The following is a 20058-nucleotide window of genomic DNA, read 5'->3' on the forward strand; positions in this document are numbered from 1 at the left end:
AATGGAAGTGGCGTTGCAGGCAAGAAAAACCGGACTCTTTTTGAAAGTCCGGCTTTGGGATGCTCGATATTTTAATGGTTAACCTAAAATATGCATTAACTGGTCAATGTTGAACGTACCTTCGTCAAAGCGGAATTCGCTGACTGAGGGGATTTTTTGACCTTGGGCGTCGGTATGGATGTCGGCATATTGGTGGTCGATGGTGATGAGGTCGTTGTGATTGTTTTCGCCACGAATGGTGATGTTCCAAGTCGTGCCGTCTTTTTCGTTGACCGTTTCGAGCGACAGATCCGAGAGGGAAATGCCAGCGCCGAATTGGATGGCGTTTGTGCTGTGATGGTCGAAAATGGTGTCATGGCCTTCGCCGCGATTGAATACGTAGGTATCGTTACCGGCTTCGCCGTGCAATATATCGTCCCCTAAGCCGCCGAACAGTGTGTCGTTGCCTGCGCCGCCGTGAAGGATGTCGTTGCCTGCTTCGCCCAACATAGTATCGTTACCGGAGCCGCCATACAGCGTGTCGTTGTCTAATCCGCCGTTCAGATGGTCATTGCCACCGCCTCCGTAGAGAATATCGCTGCCGGCATCGCCGTTGATGACATCGTCGCCGGTGCCGCCGGACAATTTGTCATTGCCGCTGCCGCCGTGAATCTCATCATTACCCCGGTTGCCGTAGATGATGTCTTCGCTTTCAGTACCTTTGATATGGTCGTCGGCGTGGGTGCCGTTGAATGTGGTTTTGCCGTCGGCAAAGGTTTGGCTGACGCTTGCCTGCCCTAAATTGCTGACATAAAGCATATCCCAGACATCCAGGCTCGGTACGGTGACTTCCAGTGCCACCGGTTTGCCGTTTTCATAGATGACGGAAGATTCCAATGTATGCATGGATATATCGTCTGAGTCGGGGGAAGCCAGTTGTACGATGGCTTGCTCGGCCTGTTCTGCGCTGATTTCCATATCAAACGGGATTCTGACTTTAGGGTTGTCGAGTTTCAGCGTGTGGTGGTTGGAGCTGTTCCAATTGGTGTCTTTGTCGAGGCCTGCGAGATTGATTAATTGGACAACTCGGCCGCCGTCTGCGGTGGCTTTGGTCCATGTATAAACTTTGCCTCCTTCGCCTGAGGTGGAAGTCATGTCGTAGCCGTCGGATGCTACGATGGAGGCATGACTGTCTTTGAGTTCAACCAAGCCTTCGCCGCGAAGCAGCTCCTCATAGGCGGTAATGAATTGTTGATAGTTAAATTCTGATTTGGCCAGGGTTTCGTTGGTTTTGAGCGTTTGAGCGGGATAGTATGGATCTTGCAAAATACCAAAACCATGTGCGTTTTTATCCGGGTGGTTGTTTAATGCGGCAACAGTCATGTGGTAGCCGCCACTCGCTGCGATAACGGCATCGACCAGCAATTCGTTGTCCGGATTGAGTTCGGAAGCATGATCTTCCGGGTGGGTATCTTTTTGAGTATAGGCGGCAATAATCGGGGAAACGTGATTGTAATCGTACAGACGGCCTACCAAACGTTTAAGCTCGGCATAGTTGTGGTTTTCATAATGGGTATTTCCGGCTGTATCTTTAAAATCGCGCGACCAGATTTCTGAGTAAGGAACATCCATGCCGGTGGAGGATAAGACATCGGCCCTGCCTGTGCTGATGTCGTTGATCATATAAGTTTGACCGTAATCGTGTAACTTTTCCGCAGCCGCGGCTGACAAATCGTCATAACCGTCAGACATTCTGAAGTTTTCAGTCTTTTGGCCGTTTTGTATTTTGTAAACGAGGTTATCACCCATGGTATCGGCCTGCCAGCCGTCGAAGCCGCCTGTTTTCAGGGCTTTGATCATGGTGTTGACGATATAGTTTTGCCAGCTTTTGTCGGCAGGATCGACGAATTGTTGTACGGATGTTTTGGTTTCTGCACCGGCTTTGCCGAAGTTGGAATGCTCTTGGGCATTGTAGAGTTTGACATTATTTAAAATTTCTTTGATGGCCGGGTTATCGAGTTCGTCATTGGAGGTGGCGTTAAGCATATTGTAGAGCATGGCACTGCCGCCTTTTTCGTGAATTTTGTTTACGAGGTTTTTAATCAGCAGGGTATCGATTTGGGGAGGGTTGGGTTGGCCGTTGTCGACAGCCCAAGTCGCCCATTCTTGCTTGAAGCTGTTGACGTTTGGAAATGGATTGGAGGTTGTGTCGTACACATCATAGAAGAAATAATTGTTGATGTGCATTTGTGCCAGTTGCTCGATATTGTTTTGATAGCCTGCGAGCTGGTCATTGGTCATAGAGTTGTTTCGTTCTGCCGAATTATCGTTAGATCCCGCCACTACGCCATAGCGGGGAAAAATGGTCCAGTCGTCTTCGACAGACAATCCCAGTGTTTTGCTGGTGTGGTTGCCGGTGTTGTCAACAGTTTCTACTTTGACGACGTAGCCTGAATTGGGTGAAAAAATATCGGAAGAAAGTTTGACGGTGGTTGAGTTCAGATGATCCAATTTTTGGATTTCTGTACCTAAATGGCTGACGGTAACAGAGGTTATTTTGTCTGTCGCATTGGAGATGTTCAGAATAACATCATCGCCGTTGGTATAGGCTGCCTTGTTAAAGAGAATAGTCGGTAAAGGGGCTGTTTTTGCTTCAGTTGTCATGCTGTATATTCGCTTCTAAATATTATATTTTGAAATTGCCTTAACAAATTAATATCACTTAAGTTGTTGATATGGATAATTGTTAAGACTTTTTAGTAGGAAGAGCGGAAAATAAGTTCCCTGTTTGATAGCAAATATCTAGAATAATTCTGTTTATGATTGAAATTCAAAAAGGCCGTCTGAATGTTTTGTTATTCGAAAGACGGTTTTTTCAGACATATAACCAAACACCATAAGAAAATCAGAAACCATTCTTTCCTATTTTTTCAGACGGCCTTTAATATCGGCGGACAATCATTGATAAAGCAAGAACACGACCATGAGCCATTATCCTTTGTTTGCCGATTTGAAAAACCGCCCTGTTTTACTGGCAGGTGCGGGCAAGGTTGCCGAGCGCAAGGCGGAAAGCCTGTTGTCTGCCGGAGCGCGCGTACGCGTTGTTGCGGAAACTTTAAATCCTCAGTTTCAGCAATGGGCGGATGAAGGGAAAATAGCTTGGCTGGGCGGCTTGTTTGAAGAAGCCATGCTGGACGAGGTGTATTTCGTTATTGCGGCGACGGATGACGGTGTGTTTAACCGCCGTGTTTTTGAAGCGGCGGAACGACGGGCGAAATTGTGCAATACGGTGGATACGGCGGACTTGTGTTCGTTTATCGTGCCTGCCGTGGTGGATAGGGGGCCGTTGAAGATAGCCATATCCAGCGGCGGTACTGCGCCTGTATTGGCGCGGAAATGGCGGCAGATTATTGAAACATTGATTCCGCTGCATACGGGCACGATGGCGCGTATTGCCGGCAAATGGCGCGAAAAGGTTAAGCAAACGCTGAATAATGTCGAACAACGCCGTTATTTTTGGGAAAAGTTGTTTGACAGCCGTTTCGGTATTTTTGCGGCTCAAAACAATATCGAAGCGGCGGAACGCGAATTGATCACGCAGTTGAACCGGGAAACGCCGTTTGGCGGCGAAGTGGTTTTGGTGGGCGCAGGGCCGGGCGATCCGGGCTTGCTGACCATACATGCTTTGCAGGCGATTCAGGCTGCGGATACCGTGTTTTACGATGCTTTGGTGTCGGATGAGATTTTGGCGATGGTGCGTAAAGATGCGGTGAAAATCAGCGTGGGCAAACGCGCCGGTGCGCACCATGTCCAGCAGGAGGAAACCAACCGTCTATTGGTTGAACACGCTCAAAAAGGCGAGCGCGTGGTGAGGTTGAAAGGCGGCGATCCTTTTGTGTTCGGGCGTGGCGGGGAGGAAGTACAAACCCTGCATCAGGCCGGAATTGCTTACCGCATTGTACCGGGCATTACTGCCGCGCTTGGTGCCACTGCTTATGCCGGTATTCCGTTAACCCATCGTGATTGTGCACAAAGTGCTTTATTTGTAACCGGCCACAGCAAACACGAGGGCAGCCAGCCCGATTGGCAGACTTTGGCTTTAAGCCGCCAAACGTTGGTAATCTATATGGGGACGCTTAAAGCGACCGAGATTGCGGAAAAACTGATGGCTTATGGTAGACAGCCTTCTACACCCGTTGCTGTGATTTCCAATGGGACTTTACCGAATCAGACCGTGCGGACAGGCCGTCTGAAAGATTTGGGCTTGCTGGCTGCCGAAGCGGAGCGTCCGGCTTTAATGGTGATTGGCGAAGTGGTCGCCCTGCGCAATGAGATGAAATGGTTCGGAGAAGGTATCGAATATTTCGAAGAAGCTGCGTAAAGAGAATGGATTAAATCAGGCCGTCTGAATATTGATTTCAGACGGCCTTGTCTTATTTAAAAGCTTGGCAATATTGCTGATAACGTTCTGCCAGTCCGTATAGAATGAGTGCGGTCAGCCCCCAGATGTCGTAGTGTTGGAAAGGCAGGGTGGGGAGGGCGAGGGTTTGATTGTTGTGATGAAGATGACGGAATGTGTAGTTTTGCAGGTTTAAGGCAAAATCAAAAGGCAGATAAAAAATTTCTGCTACTTCGTCGGGGTTGGCTTTAGGATTGACGGGCTGGACGCAAATTGCCGGAACAGGCGTAACACGGTAGCCGGAAGGCGTGTCATAAAAAGGTAGCGGCGTAAAAGTTTGCCATACGGTAATCAGAATGGCGGTTTCTTCATAAGTCTCTCTTAACGCCGTTGCCGTTAGGCTGTCGTCTTGGGCATCTTTGCGGCCGCCGGCAAAGGCGATTTGCCCGGTGTGCTGCCTTAAGGTCTCTGCCCTTTTGGTCAGTAAGATTTGCCACGCACCTTCATGCAAAACAATGCCGACCAAAACGGCTGCTTCTTTGACCGTTTGGGCGGTAAATAATTGATTGCGCTCTGCTTGCATACGGCTGCTGAAGCGTGAAGCTTGAGTGAGGAAGTGGATAAGTTGGTCGGTATTCATTTTTGGTACTGATCGTTTTATGCAGATAAGGATTACACAAGGTTTACGGTTGCTGTGTCAACAAAATAGGGTGCGTGTGTTACAGTTATGCCTGAATGATAAATATAGCTTTGCGTCTGTTCTGCAAGTGCTTAGGCCGTCTGAAAATGCCGGCAGGTTCTCAAAAAGGATAGTTATGTTGTTTTCCCCATCCCGTATTCGAGTAGCAGCTGCGGCTGTCATGATGTTGTTTGCTACACAAACTTTTGCCGCGCCCGGCGATTCAAAGGCTGTTTTTGAATCGGCTAAGATTATCAAAAAGAAAAGCCGTGCCGACCGTTTTTCTCCTGAAGAGCGCGAGCAGGAACGGATACGTCTGTTGGGTATACAAAACCGCACATCGCAGGTTTTTACTTTGTTAAATTCAGAATTGGCCCTGCAAAAGGGCGATGCGGCTTCTGCGCTGTTTACTTATATTTTGACTTTGCATCGCACCAAATCTCCCGAAGTGGCCGAACGCGCTTTGGAAATGGCGGTTTCGTTAAACGCGTTTGAACAGGCTGAAGCCATTTACCAAAAATGGCGCGAAATCGAGCCGGAGCCTGGTGAAACACAAAAGCGCATGACTTGGTTGCGCAATTTACTGCTGGGCAAAGCCGATAAGAATTTGAGCGGATTGGACAAGGTGATTGCCGGCGGTAGCGAAGACGAGCAAAAGCGCGTATTCCTGCTTTTGGCGCAAACCGCAGCCCAACAGCCGAATCTGACCAGCGATGCGGTCAAACAAGTGCATAAAACGGCATTGAATTATAAAGACTTTCCAGAAGCGGCGATTGCGGATGCAATTTTTAGTGCAAAAGACGGTCAAAAGAAACATGCCATTGCCGCATTGCAACGCTTGGCCAAGTTGGACAACGAAATTCTGCCGCCGACTTTTGTTACCCTGCGTCTGATGGCGCAACGGCATCCTGATATTCTGGACGGCTTTTTCAAAGAGACAGACACCAAAACCTTATCTCCGATTTGGCAGGAATTGGACATCGCCAATTTGATCGCCCATGGCCAAAATGATAAGGCTTTTAAGCGTTTGCAGACTTTGTTGGAAGAAAATCCCAACCCTGATTTGTATATTCAGGCCGCCTTATTGTCAGCCAGTAAGACAGAAAATATTTCTGCGGTAAACAGCTATCTGGAAAAGGCTTATAAAGCCGGTACGGAAGAGCAGCGCAGCCGTGCGGCGTTGATTGGCGCGGTTTCTTATAATGATGTTGAAGAATTAACCAAAGCCAAACAATGGCTGGATAAGGTAACGGCAACGGCTTATACGTTTGATAAAACCATTTTGGCCGCTTCTATCGAAGCCAAACAGGGTAACCATAAAGAGGCTTGGGCATTGGTACAACGCGCACAAAAAATGCCTGAGCAAAGAGGACGTTATTTTGAAGCTAAGGATTTGTTGAGTACGGCTTTGTTCGTATTGTCTAAAAATACCAATCTTCAAGAATCGTTGAACGCTTTGAACAGCTTGGTAAGTTCCACCGAAAAATCCTTGAAAACTCAAGCTTCTCCGGAGTTGCTTGCCAATGTGTTGTATCAGCGTTCGATGGTTTATGAGAAGCTGAATCAGCCAGGCAAAGCGATTGCCGATTTGCGCCGTGTGGTAGAGCTGTATCCGGATAATCCGCACGGTTGGAATGCTTTGGGCTATACCTTGCTGTCCAACGGCAAGGATTTGGAGGAAGCGTTTAAAATGGTTCAGACGGCCTATCAAATGGAGCCGGAAAGCGCAGCCATTAATGACAGTGTGGGCTGGGCGTACTATCTTAAAGGCGATGCCCAAATGGCTTTGCCGTATATCCAATATGCCTACGAAAAAGAACCTGAAGCTGAAGTAGCCGCACATTTGGGCGAAGTCCTATGGACGCTTGGAGATCAAGAGAAGGCCAAAGAAATCTGGAATGACGGCTTGAAACGCGGAAGCAATCTCCGAGTATTGAAAGAAACAATGTCCAAATTTGGTATAACGCCCAGCAAACCGCATACTCAAAAACACAAATAAAACCAAAAGGCCGTCTGAAAAGCGTTTGATTTCAGACAGCCTATGAAGGAATATCCATGAATTTAAAACAATTATCATCGGTTGCAGCCTTATTGCTTTTGGCTGCCTGTGCGCAGCCAAACTTGCCTCAGCAAAACAGTTGGCAAGCTGCCGAGCAGGTGCAGGATTTTAGCGCAGACGGTCGGCTGGCTGTCAAAGTGGAAGGCAAAGGCTCTTATGCCAATTTCGACTGGACTTATCAGAACGCGGTTCAAACCATTGATGTCAATACACCGTTGGGTAGTACCGTAGGCCAGCTGTGTCAAGATAGCGAAGGCGTATTGGCAGTAGACAGTAAGGGTAAGGTTTATCAGGCGGAAACGGCTGAAGAATTGAGCAGACAGCTTTTGGGCTTTGCTTTGCCGGTTCAATATCTGCATATTTGGGCTGATGGTAAACGCGTTGCCAATGCGCCATACAAAATCCTGCCTGATGGCCGTCTGGAGCAGTTTGAATGGACAATATCGCGCACATTAAATAGTTCAGGACAGCCCAAAACGCTACAACTTGAAAATGCCAAGTTTAATATCCGCTTGGTGTTCGACACGGTAAACCACTCTTTGGATAAGAATGGACAAACCCGATGCGCAGCACGCAAATAGAGGATGCCATGTCTGTTTCAGAGGAAATCCAAGACTTTCCTGCCCCGGCCAAATTAAATTTGGATTTGAGGATTACCGGTCGCAGGAGCGATGGTTATCATAATTTGGAAAGTATTTTCTGTTTGATCGGCTTATATGATACCGTTCATCTGAAAATGCGTACCGATGGGCAGATTATTCTACATACGCCGGTTGAAGGGCTTGAGCCTGAGCAAGACTTGACTTATCGGGCGGCTAAATTATTACTGCCTCATGCAAGCGTGCCGCACGGCATTGAAATTTGGTTGGATAAAGTGATTCCGACCGGCGGAGGCTTAGGCGGCGGCAGCTCCGATGCAGCCACGGTCTTAATGGTTTTAAACCAATGGTGGCAATGCGGCTTGAGCAGGCAGCAACTGATTGATTTAGGTGTAAATCTTGGTGCGGATGTTCCTTTTTTTATTTTTGGCAGAAGTGCTTTTGCCAAAGGCGTGGGCGAGAAGCTGGCTGAAATAGATGTTCCTAAACAATGGTATGTTATCGTTAAGCCCCCTGTCCATGTGGCAACCGCTAAAATTTTTGCACATGAAGGCTTGACACGGGATTCCAAACCCAGCATAATGCCGACTTTCCAATCATTACAGCCGTTTCAAAATGATATGCAGGCGGTTGTATTTCAGGAATATCCTGAAGTTTGGAAGGCTTATGTTGAGTTATCCCAATATGGTCATGCATTAATGACCGGTTCCGGAGCATGCTTATTTATAGCATGTGAATCTCATCAAGAAGCAAATACAATTTACCAACAGGTTTCTCAATCATATGAAGCTTATTGTGTGGAAGGATTAGATATTCATCCGCTGTTTTATATGATTTAGTAAGTTGGGGAGTCGTCAAGCGGTTAAGACACTGGATTTTGATTCCAGCATGCGAAGGTTCGAATCCTTCCTCCCCAGCCAAACCCTTTGTTGGGGAGTCGTCAAGCGGTTAAGACACTGGATTTTGATTCCAGCATGCGAAGGTTCGAATCCTTCCTCCCCAGCCAACACCCTTTATTGGGGAGTCGTCAAGCGGTTAAGACACTGGATTTTGATTCCAGCATGCGAAGGTTCGAATCCTTCCTCCCCAGCCAAATAAAAGCGTGTAAGTTTTCTTACACGCTTTTTTACGCTAAGAGCAAAATACGCTGAAAAACTTTTTTTTACCCGTCTTTACGCGTATAATCGCGAAATTAGTGTCTTGGACATAGGGCAAAGGGAAGCGTAATGTTTTCTGCGCGTAAATCAAATATTGAATCAGGTGAAGATATGGCTGCTTATGACAGTTTAATGGTGTTTACCGGTAATGCAAATCCGGAATTGGCGCAACGTGTTGTCAAACATTTGGATATTTCACTCGGCGAAGCCACCGTTTCCAAATTCTCAGATGGCGAAGTGGCCATTGAATTGCTGGAAAATGTGCGTGGTCGCGATGTGTTTATTTTGCAACCTACTTGTGCGCCTACCAATGACAACCTGATGGAAGTTTTGACTATGGCTGATGCACTTAAACGTGCTTCTGCCGGTCGTATTACTGCTGCGATTCCTTACTTTGGCTATGCGCGCCAAGATCGCCGTCCACGCTCTGCTCGTGTACCGATTTCCGCTAAATTAGTGGCGAACATGTTGTACTCAGCAGGTATCGACCGCGTATTGACTGTTGACTTGCATGCCGACCAAATTCAAGGTTTCTTTGATATTCCGGTAGATAATATTTACGCTACCCCGATTTTGTTGAACGATATTAAACAGCAACGTATTGATAATTTGACTGTCGTCAGCCCCGATATCGGTGGCGTTGTACGTGCGCGCGCTGTTGCTAAATCTTTAAATGCTGATTTGGCCATTATCGATAAACGCCGTCCTAAAGCCAACGTGGCTGAAGTGATGAACATCATTGGCGACATTCAAGGCCGTACTTGCTTGATCGTAGATGATATGATCGATACGGCAAATACTTTGTGTAAAGCAGCCGTTGCCCTGAAAGAGCGCGGTGCAGATCGTGTATTGGCATACGCCAGCCATGCAGTATTCTCCGGCGAAGCAGTGAATCGAATTGCTTCTTCTGAAATTGACCAAATAGTTGTGACAGATACGATTCCGTTGTCTGAAGCAGCTAAAAAATGTGAACGCATCCGTCAAGTAACTATTGCCGGTTTGCTGGCTGAAACGGTACGCCGTATCAGTAATGAAGAATCCGTCTCATATCTTTTTAATGAAGAAGTGATGACAGGCAGCATGTTGCTGCCATAACCCCATGTCGTCTCAAGCTGGTCGCGGCCGATGACGACGATTTTATCTAAATTGGAGTATTAAACATGACTTACGAAATTCAAGCCTCTGTACGCGAAGCCCAAGGCACTGGTGCGAGCCGCCGCCTGCGTCGCGAAGGCCAAATCCCTGGTATTCTGTATGGTGAAGGTCAAGAGCCTGTTGCAATCGCTGTAGACCACAAAACTGTATTCTACGCATTAGAAAAAGAATCTTTCCATACCGCTTTGATTAAACTGTCTCTGAACGGTGAAACCAAAGACGTTATCGTGCGTGACTTCCAAATGCACCCATTCCGTCGCGAAGTTCAACACATCGACTTCCAAGCTGTGAAAGCTGATCAACCTGTACGCATCCGCGTTCCTCTGCACATTGTTAACGCTGAAAACTCTCAAGCTGTTAAATTGCAAGGTGGCCGCGTATCTCTGTTGAACACTTCTGTTGAAGTAATTGCTTTGCCTGCAAATATTCCTGCTTTCTTGGAGCTGGATTGTACATCAGTAGTTGCCGGCGACATTCTGCACTTGTCAGACATCAAACTGCCGGAAGGTGTTGAAAGCGTTTCTCTGAAACGTAACGAAAACCTGGCTGTTGCGACTGTTACCGGTAAAAAACGCTAATCGTAGTGAATATAAGAAAACCGTATCAGATAAGTCTGATACGGTTTTTGTTTGATGTAAGCGGTGATAAATTCCAAATAATGGAGATAAATCCAAAGAACCTTATAATGTCATTTGCTATAAAACTTGGGTATAGCGTAAAGCGATACGTTTTATAAGATTGAAGCAATTTCTTTGCGAAGCTTATTAAGAAAGCGTCCATGCCGTACCCATTGTGCAGCCGATTCATAATCCTGCTGTTCAAATGCTTGTTTCAAATCTTGATATAGACTGCTTTGTGCATTTTGGATTTCTTGATCCAATGCTCGGATGGCGTCATGGTTTTGTTCCATCTGAGCATCCATCAATGTTTCCCGCCATTCCATTTGCTGCATGAGGAATTCCGGAGAGAAAGAAGTATGTTCAGGTGCGTCAGCATCGATACCTTGCATTTTCAACAGGTACGCAGCGCGGTCGATGGGATTTTTTAAGGTGCGGTAGGCATCGTTGATGGTGGACGACATCATCACTGCCTGTTTTTGCTCGAAGGTGGATGCTGAAGCGAATTTGTCGGGATGGAAGCGGGCAGCCAAGACGCGGTAGGTTTGCTCCAAGTTTTCGGCGTCGATATCGAAAGCGGGTTCAAGCTGGAAGAGTGTGAAATATTGAGACATAGCGGGATAATTAATGTGAAATTTTCGGCAGAAACCTGATTTTGCCTTATAATCCGCTGATTCTAAATCAAAAGGACTGAATATGAGCAGTAAAGTACAACACAATAAAGGCAAAATACGCGACAATGCTTTAAAAGCCTTAGTGAAATCCGATTTGTTCCGACACAAGGTGGAACGGAAAAGAAAAGGCAAAGGCAGCTACAACAGGCAGGAAGCGAAAAAATGGCGGGACGGTTTTGATATTGTCCCGCCATTTTTATGTCTTAAACGTGGAAGCTCTCGCCGCAGCCGCAAGAGTCTTTGACATTCGGGTTTTCAAATTTGAAACCTTCCTGCAAACCTTCTTTGGTGTAATCGACTTGCGTGCCGTCCAGATAAACCAAGCTTTTGGGGTCGATATAAATGCGCGCGCCGTGTTCTTCGAAAATCAGGTCGTCCTCGTTCGCTTCATCGACAAATTCAAGGTTGTATGCCATACCTGAGCAGCCGCTGGTTTTCACACCCAAGCGCACGCCCAAGCCTTTGCCGCGTTTAGTCAGGTAGTTGTTAATGTATTTGGCTGCGTTTTCTGTGATGGTAATCATACTTTTTTCCTCATTTCGCAATTATTTTCTGTTTGCCAGTTTTTATTTCAGACAGCCTCTTGATTTTCAGGCCGTCTGAAAACGCTGTTTTGCCCACTCTATTGCAGCAGCAATGGCAGCTTTTGCTTGCGGACTGTTTTTCCAACAGGTCGAGCCGGTCAATTTTTCGCCCTGCTCCAAAACGTTATCCAAATCCGCTGCCGCCAGCGTGGCGACATCATCCAAACCCATTTGCTGCAAACGCTGTAATACGGTTTTGCCTATGCCTTTGACGGCAAGCAGGGATTGGGCTTCTTCATCGGTAAAAGGCATATTGTCTTCTTTGATTTTGGATTTTGCAGGTAGAACGACTAAATATAAACCTGCGGCTTATCGCCTTCTCCCTAACTCTCTCCCACGGGGAGAGGGGATAGATTGGTAGGCAGTCCCAAATTTGGCGGTAACTTCAAAAAGATTAGGTTTCTGCGTCCTTGACTTCCGACCTCCGAGGGAGAAGGGAATAAATCATCAAGCTTGCTTTTCCCGAAAACCCTAAGACTTTCAGGAGTCCTGTGAACGTCTGCCGACAAAGCACCCACTAATCGGATTATTTGTTTTCCTGACGTTTGCGATAGTCGGCAACAGCCGCTTTCACTGCATCTTCAGCCAAGATGGAGCAGTGGATTTTCACAGGCGGCAGTTCCAATTCTTCGGCGATTTCGCTGTTTTTGATTGCCAGCGCGTCATCCAGACTTTTGCCTTTGACCCACTCGGTAATCAGGCTGGAAGAAGCAATGGCGGAGCCGCAGCCGTAGGTTTTGAATTTCGCATCTTCGATGATGCCTTCGTCGTTCACTTTGATTTGCAGACGCATGACGTCGCCGCAGGCCGGCGCGCCGACCATGCCGGTGCCGACAGACTCGTCGTTTTTATCGAAAGTACCGACGTTGCGGGGATTTTCGTAGTGATCGATTACTTTATCGCTGTATGCCATGATGTGGTTTCCTTAATGTTTTTAATGGTGTAAATGGTTTGTTTGCTGATATTCAGACGGCCTGAATTAGATTTTGCACGCACCACCTTCGCAGCCGTCGTCGTTTTCTGAATCGACGCCGCCTTCTACGGTAACGCCGTCAAAATCTTCAAGCAGGTTGTCGAGATTGTCGAGGTCTAATTCTTGTTCGCTCATGGATTGTATCCTTGGTTTGAAGGTTGTGGCTTTTAGGTCGTTTGAAAAGGTTTTTTTAGGGTTTCAGACGTCCTTTTTAATGTCTAAGTTGATTGCCTGTTACAGTTGTTTTATCAGCCATTTATAAAGGCACATTCTAAAATTGTTTGAGGTTTTCCGTTAACATTAATCGGTTTTAGTTTTGCTTGCAGGGTTTCGTATTCTTCTAAAATCAAACTGTATTTTCGAATAGGACGGTATTTTCCTTTTAACACCTTACGTGCCTGTTCCAAAGGTACATCCAACAATAAACGGGTGTAGCTGTAACCGGCGGTTTCTAATTGGAACGTCTGGCTGATATGAACCACAGGTAAGCCATAATAAGTACCGCTGAGTTTCAAACGGGTTTGATCAAGAATAAACGATTCCCCATTTTCACTAAACTCCGCGCGGTGCAAAGTCATCGGTGGGTGTACAAGATCACGGTAAGCTTTGGGCAGCTTGACTCTATCGGGATAATTCAAACGTAGGTTTTGATATTTAGAGTCTTTATCGTTCCAGTCGTAGTTTACATCACTAAATGAGTCTAACAGGTTTTCCAAACGTTTATCGAATTGGCAGCCGTTTTCAAATGATTTGAATATAGTTGACCAATCAGGTTGTGTCTGTGCTGAAACCAGCGGGGCGGAGCATAGAATCAAATAAGAAAATAAGTAGCGTGTTTTATTTTTTATTATAGTCATTTTTAGTATTTTCTTGATAAGGCCGTCTGAAAAGTTAAAGGCCTTTTGGATTTTTCAGACGACCTTTTCTCTTGGTTAATGCGCCGCCCATTCAATCGAGTTCAAATCGATACCTTCTTTAAACATTTCCCACAGCGGCGACAGTTCGCGCAGTTTGCCGATTTTGGATTTAATCAGTTCTGCTGCGAATTTCACTTCTTCTTCGGTGGTCATGCGGCCGAAGGTAATGCGCAGGGAGGAATGTGCCAATTCGTCGTTGCGACCAAGTGCACGTAAAACGTAGCTTGGCTCAAGGCTTGCGGAAGTACAGGCGGAGCCGCTGGATACGGCGAGTTCTTTCACTGCCATAATCAGGCTTTCGCCTTCGACGAAGTTGAAGCTGACGTTCAGGTTGTTCGGGGCGCGGTGTTCGAGGTCGCCGTTGATATAGACTTCTTCGATGCCTTCGATGCCTTTGAGGAAGATGTCGCGCAGTTTGCGGTAGTGCGCCATGTCTTGCTCGAGTTCTTCTTTGGCGATGCGGAAGGCTTCGCCCATGCCGACGATTTGATGGGTTGGCAATGTGCCGCTGCGGAAGCCGCGTTCGTGGCCGCCGCCGTGCATTTGGGCTTCGAGGCGGACGCGGGGTTTGCGGCGGACGTACAGGGCGCCAATGCCTTTAGGGCCGTATACTTTGTGGCCGGACATAGACAGCAAATCAACTTTGGCGGCTTCAACATCGACAGGCACTTTGCCACAAGCTTGCGCTGCATCGACGTGGAAAATGATTTTGCGTTCGCGGCAGATTTCGCCGATGGCGGGAATGTCTTGTACCACGCCGATTTCATTGTTCACCCACATTACGGAAACGAGGATAGTGTCGTCGCGGATGGCGGCTTTCAGTACGTCTAAATCAACCAAGCCGTTTTCTTGTACGTCCAGATAAGTTACTTCAAAGCCTTGGCGTTCGAGTTCGCGCATGGTGTCGAGCACGGCTTTGTGCTCGGTTTTGACGGTGATGAGATGTTTGCCTTTGGTTTTGTAGAAGTTTGCTGCGCCTTTGATGGCAAGGTTGTCGGACTCGGTCGCGCCGCTGGTGAAGATGATTTCTTTGGGGTCGGCGTTAATCAGGGCGGCGATGTCGACGCGGGCTTTTTCGACGGCCTCTTCTGCTTCCCAGCCGAATGCGTGGCTGTTGGAAGCGGGGTTGCCGAAGGTTTCGGTCAGGTAGGGAATCATTTTTTCGGCAACGCGTTTGTCAACGGGGGTTGTGGCGGCGTAGTCGAGGTATACAGGGGTTTTGACGGTCATGGTTTGCTCTTTCGTTGGGTCATCTGCCTGCGGTCTTTGCCGTAGGTCGGTTTAATGAATGTGTGTAAAGGTAACGACATGACTGCTGTCGCTGCAGTTTTTTTGTTCAATGATGCTTTGCAGCGTAACGCCGCTGAGGTAGTCATTGATGGTTTTGTTTAAGTTTTCCCAAAGGTCATGGGTCAGACAGGGGGCGCCGTGGTGGCAGTTTGCTTTGCTGCCGCATTGTGTGGCATCCAGTCGGTCTTCGGCTGCGGAAATGATTTGTGCAATATTGATTTGCTCGGCGGGCGCGGCAAGGATGTAGCCTCCGCCTGGGCCGCGTAGGCTTTCAACCAATCCGGCACGGCGCAGCTTGCTGAATAATTGTTCGAGGTAGGAGAGCGATATGCTTTGTCGTTCGCTGATGGCACTGAGTTTGACAGCACCGGTTTGCGCGTTCATCGCCAAATCTATCATGGCGGTTACTGCAAATCGCCCTTTGGTAGTCAGTCTCATGGTGTGGTTGCCTGTGTGGGGCGTTTTTATTAGTGGGGGGAATTGTCTAATATCTGAGTGTTTCAGTCAAGTATGTGACGGCTCGGTTTGATTGTTTGTTTAAATGGTGGCATGGGTTGATTTTTAAATCGGAAAATATTTTCTTTATTTTTCTGTAATTTGGATTTTAGGCCGTCTAAAAAAAGGCTATCAACCCTACAAATATCAGGGTTAAAATGTTTTGATTTAATATTGATACTGATATAGATTATCAAAATTATTCTTAAAATTTAGTTGTTTTGATGGAGCAAAGTGAAGGGTTGTTTGAAATGTTCAGACGGCCTGAACCATCCGTCTTTACCTTAACAGAGGCAATCGACAATGAAATGTGATTTAAGCAAAATAACCTGTATCGAAGACTTGCGCCTTGTTGCCAAACGTAAAATGCCGCGTATGTTTTATGACTATATCGATTCGGGCTCTTGGACAGAAACCACTTATCGTGAAAACACTTCGGATTTCAAAGACATCCGTTTCCGCCAAAAGGTATTGGTTAATATGGAGGGACGCAGTCTCGAAACCAAAATGATTGGGCAGGATGTGAAAATGCCGGTAGCGATTGCGCCGACCGGTTTTACGGGCATGGCGCACGCCGACGGTGAAATTTTGGCGGCGCGTGCGGCGGAAAAATTTGGTATTCCGTTTACGCTTTCAACCATGTCCATTTGTTCGATTGAGGATGTGGCTGAAAACACCAGCGCGCCGTTTTGGTTTCAGCTTTATGTAATGCGTGACCGCGAATTTATGGAAAACCTGATTAAGCGCGCGAAAGATGCCAAATGTTCTGCCTTGGTTTTGACTGCCGATTTGCAGGTTTTGGGTCAACGCCACAAAGACATTAAAAACGGCCTGTCTGCGCCGCCGAAACCGACTATCGCCAATTTAATCAATTTGGCGACTAAGCCCGAATGGTGCATGAAAATGCTGAATACGGAACGCCGCACCTTCCGCAATATTGTCGGACACGCTAAAAACGTCGGCGATTTGTCTTCGCTGTCTTCGTGGACTTCCGAACAATTCGACCCGCGCCTGAGCTGGGACGATGTGGCGCGTATTAAAGATTTGTGGGGCGGCAAGCTGATTATCAAAGGCATTATGGAACCTGAAGACGCGGAAAAAGCAGCGAAAAGCGGAGCGGATGCATTGGTCGTTTCCAATCATGGCGGCCGTCAGCTTGATGATACCGTATCCACCATTAAAGCTTTGCCTGATGTGGTCAGCGCGGTGGGCAGCGACATCGAGGTTTGGATGGACAGCGGCATTCGCAGCGGTCAGGATATTTTGAAGGCTTGGGCTTTGGGTGCAAAAGGCACGATGATAGGCCGCGCGTTCCTGTATGGTTTGGGTGCGTATGGTGAAGAAGGCGTCACCCGTGCGCTGGAAATTCTGTACAAAGAAATGGATATTTCTATGGCGTTTACCGGCCATCGCAATATTCAAGATGTGGATTCCAGCATTTTGCGTTCTACGCGTTGGGCTCAAGATGAATTTTAATTTTTAAACATAGAAAAAGGCCGTCTGAAAATCTGTTTTCAGACGGCCTTTTTATAGACGGCTATTTCTCGTTTTGGCGATACCATTCGATGAAGGCATCGGGTTTGACAAAGCCTAATAAGGGTTCGCTATGACTGCCGTCGGCGCGGACAACAAACACGCCCGGAGGGCCGAAGAGGCCGTATTCTTTCAGTAAGGCCTGATGGTCTGGAGTGTTGGCGGTTACGTCGATTTGGAAGAAGCGTTGCATATCGACTGCTTCGTGTACCTGCGGCTGGTTGAGTGTATAGGCGGCCATTTCTTTGCAGGATACGCACCAGTCGGCGTAGAAATCAATCAGCACGGGCTTGCTTGGGTCGGCTTTCAAAGCGGCATCCATAGCGGCTTTAAGTTCGCCGACATCGGTAAACATCTTACCGTGGTCGGTTTCTTGGCCGGCTTCGGATGGCGGAACCAGCGTTAAGAAGTGGTGCAGGGCGGTGGTTTGTTTATTGAAGCTTTGCCAGCCAAACCACGAGCCGCCAATCAGCAGTAAAAAGCCCAATACGGCGGCAACGGTTTTCAGACGGCCTTTTTGTTTGCCTGATTTTGCCAAAAGCATCAGGGCGGGAACAATCATCAGCAAGGTGTAGAGGCCGACTACTGCGAAATAGGGCAGATGCGGCGTGGCGAGATATACGGCAACGGCCAGCAAAATGAAGCCGAATGCGTATTTGATGCCGTTCATCCAGTCGCCTGCTTTAGGCAGGATATGGCCACCGAATGTGCCGATGATGATGAGCGGTACGCCGGTGCCGAGTGCCAAGACATAAAGCGCGAGGCCGCCTAACACGGCATCGCCGGTCTGGCCGATATAGCCCAAAGCAAATGCCAGCGGAGGCGCAACGCACGGGCCGACAATCAGCGCAGACAAAATACCCATGATGAAGACGGAAACGATTTTACCGCCGGAGAGTTTGCTGCTTTGATTTTGGAAATAGGACTGGACAGAGTTGGGCAGCTGGATATTGAAGAAGCCGAACATCGACAGTGCCAATACCACCATCAGTCCTGCGGCGGCCAGTACGACCCAAGGCTGTTGCAGCCATACGGTCAACAGCGCGCCGGTCAAACCGGCAATCACGCCGACCAAGGTGTAGGTCAATGCCAAACCTTGTACATAAACCATAGACAAGGTGAATGCGCGGCCTTTGCCGGCTTTTTTATCGCCCACGACAATGCTGGAAACAATCGGCAGGAGCGGATACATACAGGCGGTAAAGCTTAAGCCCAAACCTGCGACAAAAAACGCCAACAGGTTGGCGTTTAAAGTATCCCAAGAGAGCTTGAAGCGGCTGCTGTCGGGATTGTTTGCACCGGGCTGGGCAGGCATTGGGCCTTCTGAAGAGGCGGACGGTTGCAAAAAGCGGTCTTTGGCAGAAACCGGCTCATCGCTTTGCGGCTGGTAAACCCCGTTGCCTTTTACGTCAAACTCGGTATCCACAGGCGGATAACACACACCGGCTTCGGCGCAGCCTTGATAAGTCAGCGTCAGTTTGTATTGCGGCGCGGCTTGTTTGTAAGGCAGGTCAACCTGTGCGGTATGGTGGTAAACCGTTTGTTTGCCGAAGAATTCGTCTTCTTTTTCTTCGCCTTTGCTGAATTTGGGTTCGGCCAAGACTTTGTCCGGATCGGTCGTCGCAACGATTTTAGACTGGTACATATAGTAGCCGTCAGCGATTTTGAACTGCACGCTGACGCCTTGAGCAGTTACATTGACTTGAGGCATAAAGGCTTGCTCGGGTGGCAGCAAATCATTGGCATCTACTGCGAATGCGAAGCTGCTCAAGCCTAAAAATGCAATGAGGAAATAAAGGAATTTTTTCATAATATCCACGGATATGCCGTTGAGAAACCGTCATTATAAATGATGGGGAAAACAATCGGCTTAATTTAAGTTAAAGATTACGCGAGTTGTCTAATTCTTTTGAATTATATCGGATTGTAGTTAACCGTACATGAGCGATAGTCTCATGTTATCGTTCAATTTATGCCAAAGGCCGTCTGAAACGTTCAGACGGCCTTTGTTGCTATTCGGCTTAACTTTAAGGATAAGCGATATAAGCGTAAGCGGAATGGTTGTGTATCGATTCGAAGTTTTCACTTTCGACGACGAATGATTCGATGCGTTTGTCGGCTATTAACACCGTGGCCACATCACGGACCATGTCTTCGACAAACTTTGGATTTTCGTATGCTTTTTCCGTTACATACTTTTCGTCAGGGCGTTTGAGCAAGCCGTAGAGCTGGCAGCTTGCCTGTGCTTCAACGTAATCGATGATTTCTTCAATACCTACATCCGCATTCGCAATCAGACTGACCGTTACATGCGAACGTTGGTTGTGCGCGCCATATTGGGAAATTTCTTTTGAACACGGACACAAGGAAGTAACCGGAACCATCACTTTCAAGCTGTGGCTGTATGTACCGTTTTTGATTTCGCCGGTCAGGGTAACATCATAGTCAAGCAGAGATTGGATGCCGGAGACCGGCGCGCTTTTCTTGCGGAAAAACGGGAAGGAAACGCTGATTTTGCCGGAATGCGAATCCAACAGGGCAACCATATCGGCGGTCAGCTTGTGCAGCGTATCGAAATCCAAAGCATCGGTTTGTTTTTCCATCAGGGCGACAAAGCGCGACATATGCGTGCCTTTTTGGTCGGCAGGCAGGAAAACCGTCATGGTCAGGCGGGCGACGGTGGATTGTTCGCCTTCTTTGCTTTTAAGGGAGATTGGAAAGCGCAGGTCTTTGATGCCGACCTGATTAATCGGCAGGTTGCGTAAATCGCGGCTGGATTGCACGTCTGCAATGGCGTTCATGCGTGGTATGTCCTTCATGATAGGATTGTTGAGATGCGTGTGGAGGGAATCGGCTCGTATCGGCCGATTTGCAAATGCGAGATTATATCACTTGCTTTATCTGCCTGCATTGATTGTTTCTATTTTTCAGATAGTGATAAAATCTTC

20 protein-coding genes and 3 tRNA genes are annotated in these 20058 nt (G+C 47.6%); 11 read left to right on the forward strand and 12 right to left on the reverse strand.

Annotated elements, in window-relative coordinates; all coding sequences use genetic code 11:
- Window positions 1-78: 78 nt before the first annotated feature.
- The gene (locus HMPREF2596_RS04355; RefSeq protein ID WP_070849862.1) at window positions 79-2643 is read right to left on the reverse strand and encodes a glycoside hydrolase family 66 protein; all 2565 of its coding nucleotides are present in this window, start codon (window positions 2641-2643) and stop codon (window positions 79-81) included.
- 319 nt (window positions 2644-2962) lie between these two features.
- Between HMPREF2596_RS04355 and cysG the strand changes: the two genes are divergently transcribed.
- The gene (gene cysG, locus HMPREF2596_RS04360) at window positions 2963-4360 is read left to right on the forward strand and encodes a siroheme synthase CysG (RefSeq protein ID WP_070849865.1); all 1398 of its coding nucleotides are present in this window, start codon (window positions 2963-2965) and stop codon (window positions 4358-4360) included.
- Window positions 4361-4412: 52 nt separating this feature from the next.
- Here the strand turns inward: cysG and HMPREF2596_RS04365 are convergent, their stop codons facing one another.
- Complete coding sequence (locus tag HMPREF2596_RS04365; RefSeq protein WP_070849867.1) at window positions 4413-5018, reverse strand: CoA pyrophosphatase; 606 nt, start codon at window positions 5016-5018, stop codon at window positions 4413-4415.
- A 175-nt stretch (window positions 5019-5193) separates the two neighbouring features.
- On the opposite strand from HMPREF2596_RS04365, the gene HMPREF2596_RS04370 reads away from it, so the two are divergent.
- The 8 genes from HMPREF2596_RS04370 (at window position 5194) to HMPREF2596_RS04405 (ending at window position 10605) form a co-directional block, all read left to right on the forward strand.
- Window positions 5194-7056: a tetratricopeptide repeat protein gene (locus HMPREF2596_RS04370; protein WP_070849869.1), complete on the forward strand. Its 1863-nt coding sequence runs from the start codon at window positions 5194-5196 to the stop codon at window positions 7054-7056.
- A gap of 56 nt (window positions 7057-7112) precedes the next feature.
- Window positions 7113-7697, forward strand: a complete 585-nt coding sequence (gene lolB / locus HMPREF2596_RS04375) for a lipoprotein insertase outer membrane protein LolB (protein WP_070849871.1) — start codon at window positions 7113-7115, stop codon at window positions 7695-7697.
- A gap of 8 nt (window positions 7698-7705) precedes the next feature.
- A complete protein-coding gene (gene ispE, locus HMPREF2596_RS04380) occupies window positions 7706-8554 on the forward strand; it encodes a 4-(cytidine 5'-diphospho)-2-C-methyl-D-erythritol kinase (RefSeq protein ID WP_070850023.1) in 849 nt (282 codons plus the stop codon).
- Between the two features lie 5 nt (window positions 8555-8559).
- Window positions 8560-8635 (forward strand) — tRNA-Gln (locus tag HMPREF2596_RS04385).
- Between the two features lie 10 nt (window positions 8636-8645).
- Window positions 8646-8721, forward strand: a tRNA-Gln gene (locus tag HMPREF2596_RS04390).
- An 11-nt stretch (window positions 8722-8732) separates the two neighbouring features.
- Window positions 8733-8808: transfer RNA gene (locus HMPREF2596_RS04395), tRNA-Gln, on the forward strand.
- Between the two features lie 175 nt (window positions 8809-8983).
- Complete coding sequence (locus tag HMPREF2596_RS04400; RefSeq protein WP_114139659.1) at window positions 8984-9967, forward strand: ribose-phosphate pyrophosphokinase; 984 nt, start codon at window positions 8984-8986, stop codon at window positions 9965-9967.
- A 65-nt stretch (window positions 9968-10032) separates the two neighbouring features.
- On the forward strand, window positions 10033-10605 hold the full coding sequence (locus HMPREF2596_RS04405; protein WP_049349632.1) for a 50S ribosomal protein L25/general stress protein Ctc: 573 nt from the start codon (window positions 10033-10035) through the stop codon (window positions 10603-10605).
- A 152-nt stretch (window positions 10606-10757) separates the two neighbouring features.
- On the opposite strand, the gene hscB is transcribed toward HMPREF2596_RS04405, so the two are convergent.
- On the reverse strand, window positions 10758-11258 hold the full coding sequence (hscB, locus tag HMPREF2596_RS04410) for a Fe-S protein assembly co-chaperone HscB (RefSeq protein WP_070849875.1): 501 nt from the start codon (window positions 11256-11258) through the stop codon (window positions 10758-10760).
- A gap of 82 nt (window positions 11259-11340) precedes the next feature.
- Between hscB and HMPREF2596_RS10970 the strand changes: the two genes are divergently transcribed.
- Complete coding sequence (locus HMPREF2596_RS10970; protein WP_083324985.1) at window positions 11341-11562, forward strand: alternative ribosome-rescue factor A; 222 nt, start codon at window positions 11341-11343, stop codon at window positions 11560-11562.
- Here the strand turns inward: HMPREF2596_RS10970 and iscA are convergent.
- From iscA to iscR, 7 genes are all read right to left on the reverse strand, one after another.
- The gene (gene iscA / locus HMPREF2596_RS04415; protein ID WP_003680782.1) at window positions 11522-11842 is read right to left on the reverse strand and encodes an iron-sulfur cluster assembly protein IscA; all 321 of its coding nucleotides are present in this window, start codon (window positions 11840-11842) and stop codon (window positions 11522-11524) included. The genes HMPREF2596_RS10970 and iscA overlap by 41 nt on opposite strands.
- Window positions 11843-11908: 66 nt before the next feature.
- A complete protein-coding gene (locus HMPREF2596_RS04420; protein ID WP_070849877.1) occupies window positions 11909-12154 on the reverse strand; it encodes a recombinase RecA in 246 nt (81 codons plus the stop codon).
- Window positions 12155-12428: 274 nt separating this feature from the next.
- Window positions 12429-12815, reverse strand: coding sequence for a Fe-S cluster assembly scaffold IscU (gene iscU / locus HMPREF2596_RS04425; RefSeq protein ID WP_003674559.1), 387 nt, complete (start codon window positions 12813-12815; stop codon window positions 12429-12431).
- A 66-nt stretch (window positions 12816-12881) separates the two neighbouring features.
- Complete coding sequence (locus HMPREF2596_RS11580) at window positions 12882-13010, reverse strand: hypothetical protein (RefSeq protein ID WP_276308303.1); 129 nt, start codon at window positions 13008-13010, stop codon at window positions 12882-12884.
- A gap of 113 nt (window positions 13011-13123) precedes the next feature.
- Complete coding sequence (locus tag HMPREF2596_RS04430; RefSeq protein WP_070849879.1) at window positions 13124-13732, reverse strand: hypothetical protein; 609 nt, start codon at window positions 13730-13732, stop codon at window positions 13124-13126.
- 75 nt (window positions 13733-13807) lie between these two features.
- Complete coding sequence (locus tag HMPREF2596_RS04435; protein ID WP_070849880.1) at window positions 13808-15022, reverse strand: IscS subfamily cysteine desulfurase; 1215 nt, start codon at window positions 15020-15022, stop codon at window positions 13808-13810.
- A 51-nt stretch (window positions 15023-15073) separates the two neighbouring features.
- Entirely contained in the window at window positions 15074-15520 is a 447-nt protein-coding gene (iscR, locus tag HMPREF2596_RS04440) for a Fe-S cluster assembly transcriptional regulator IscR (RefSeq protein ID WP_003746476.1), read from the reverse strand.
- A gap of 360 nt (window positions 15521-15880) precedes the next feature.
- Between iscR and HMPREF2596_RS04445 the strand changes: the two genes are divergently transcribed.
- On the forward strand, window positions 15881-17053 hold the full coding sequence (locus tag HMPREF2596_RS04445; RefSeq protein WP_049349620.1) for an alpha-hydroxy acid oxidase: 1173 nt from the start codon (window positions 15881-15883) through the stop codon (window positions 17051-17053).
- Between the two features lie 61 nt (window positions 17054-17114).
- Here the strand turns inward: HMPREF2596_RS04445 and dsbD are convergent, their stop codons facing one another.
- Complete coding sequence (gene dsbD / locus HMPREF2596_RS04450) at window positions 17115-18920, reverse strand: protein-disulfide reductase DsbD (protein ID WP_070849882.1); 1806 nt, start codon at window positions 18918-18920, stop codon at window positions 17115-17117.
- A gap of 217 nt (window positions 18921-19137) precedes the next feature.
- Window positions 19138-19911 carry a GTP cyclohydrolase FolE2 gene (gene folE2 / locus HMPREF2596_RS04455; protein WP_003685690.1) on the reverse strand — a complete coding sequence of 258 codons (774 nt, stop codon included), beginning with the start codon at window positions 19909-19911 and terminating at the stop codon, window positions 19138-19140.
- Window positions 19912-20058 lie beyond the last annotated feature (147 nt).

Source organism: Neisseria sp. HMSC078C12 (genome assembly GCF_001838065.1).
In the GTDB taxonomy this organism is placed as follows: domain Bacteria; phylum Pseudomonadota; class Gammaproteobacteria; order Burkholderiales; family Neisseriaceae; genus Neisseria.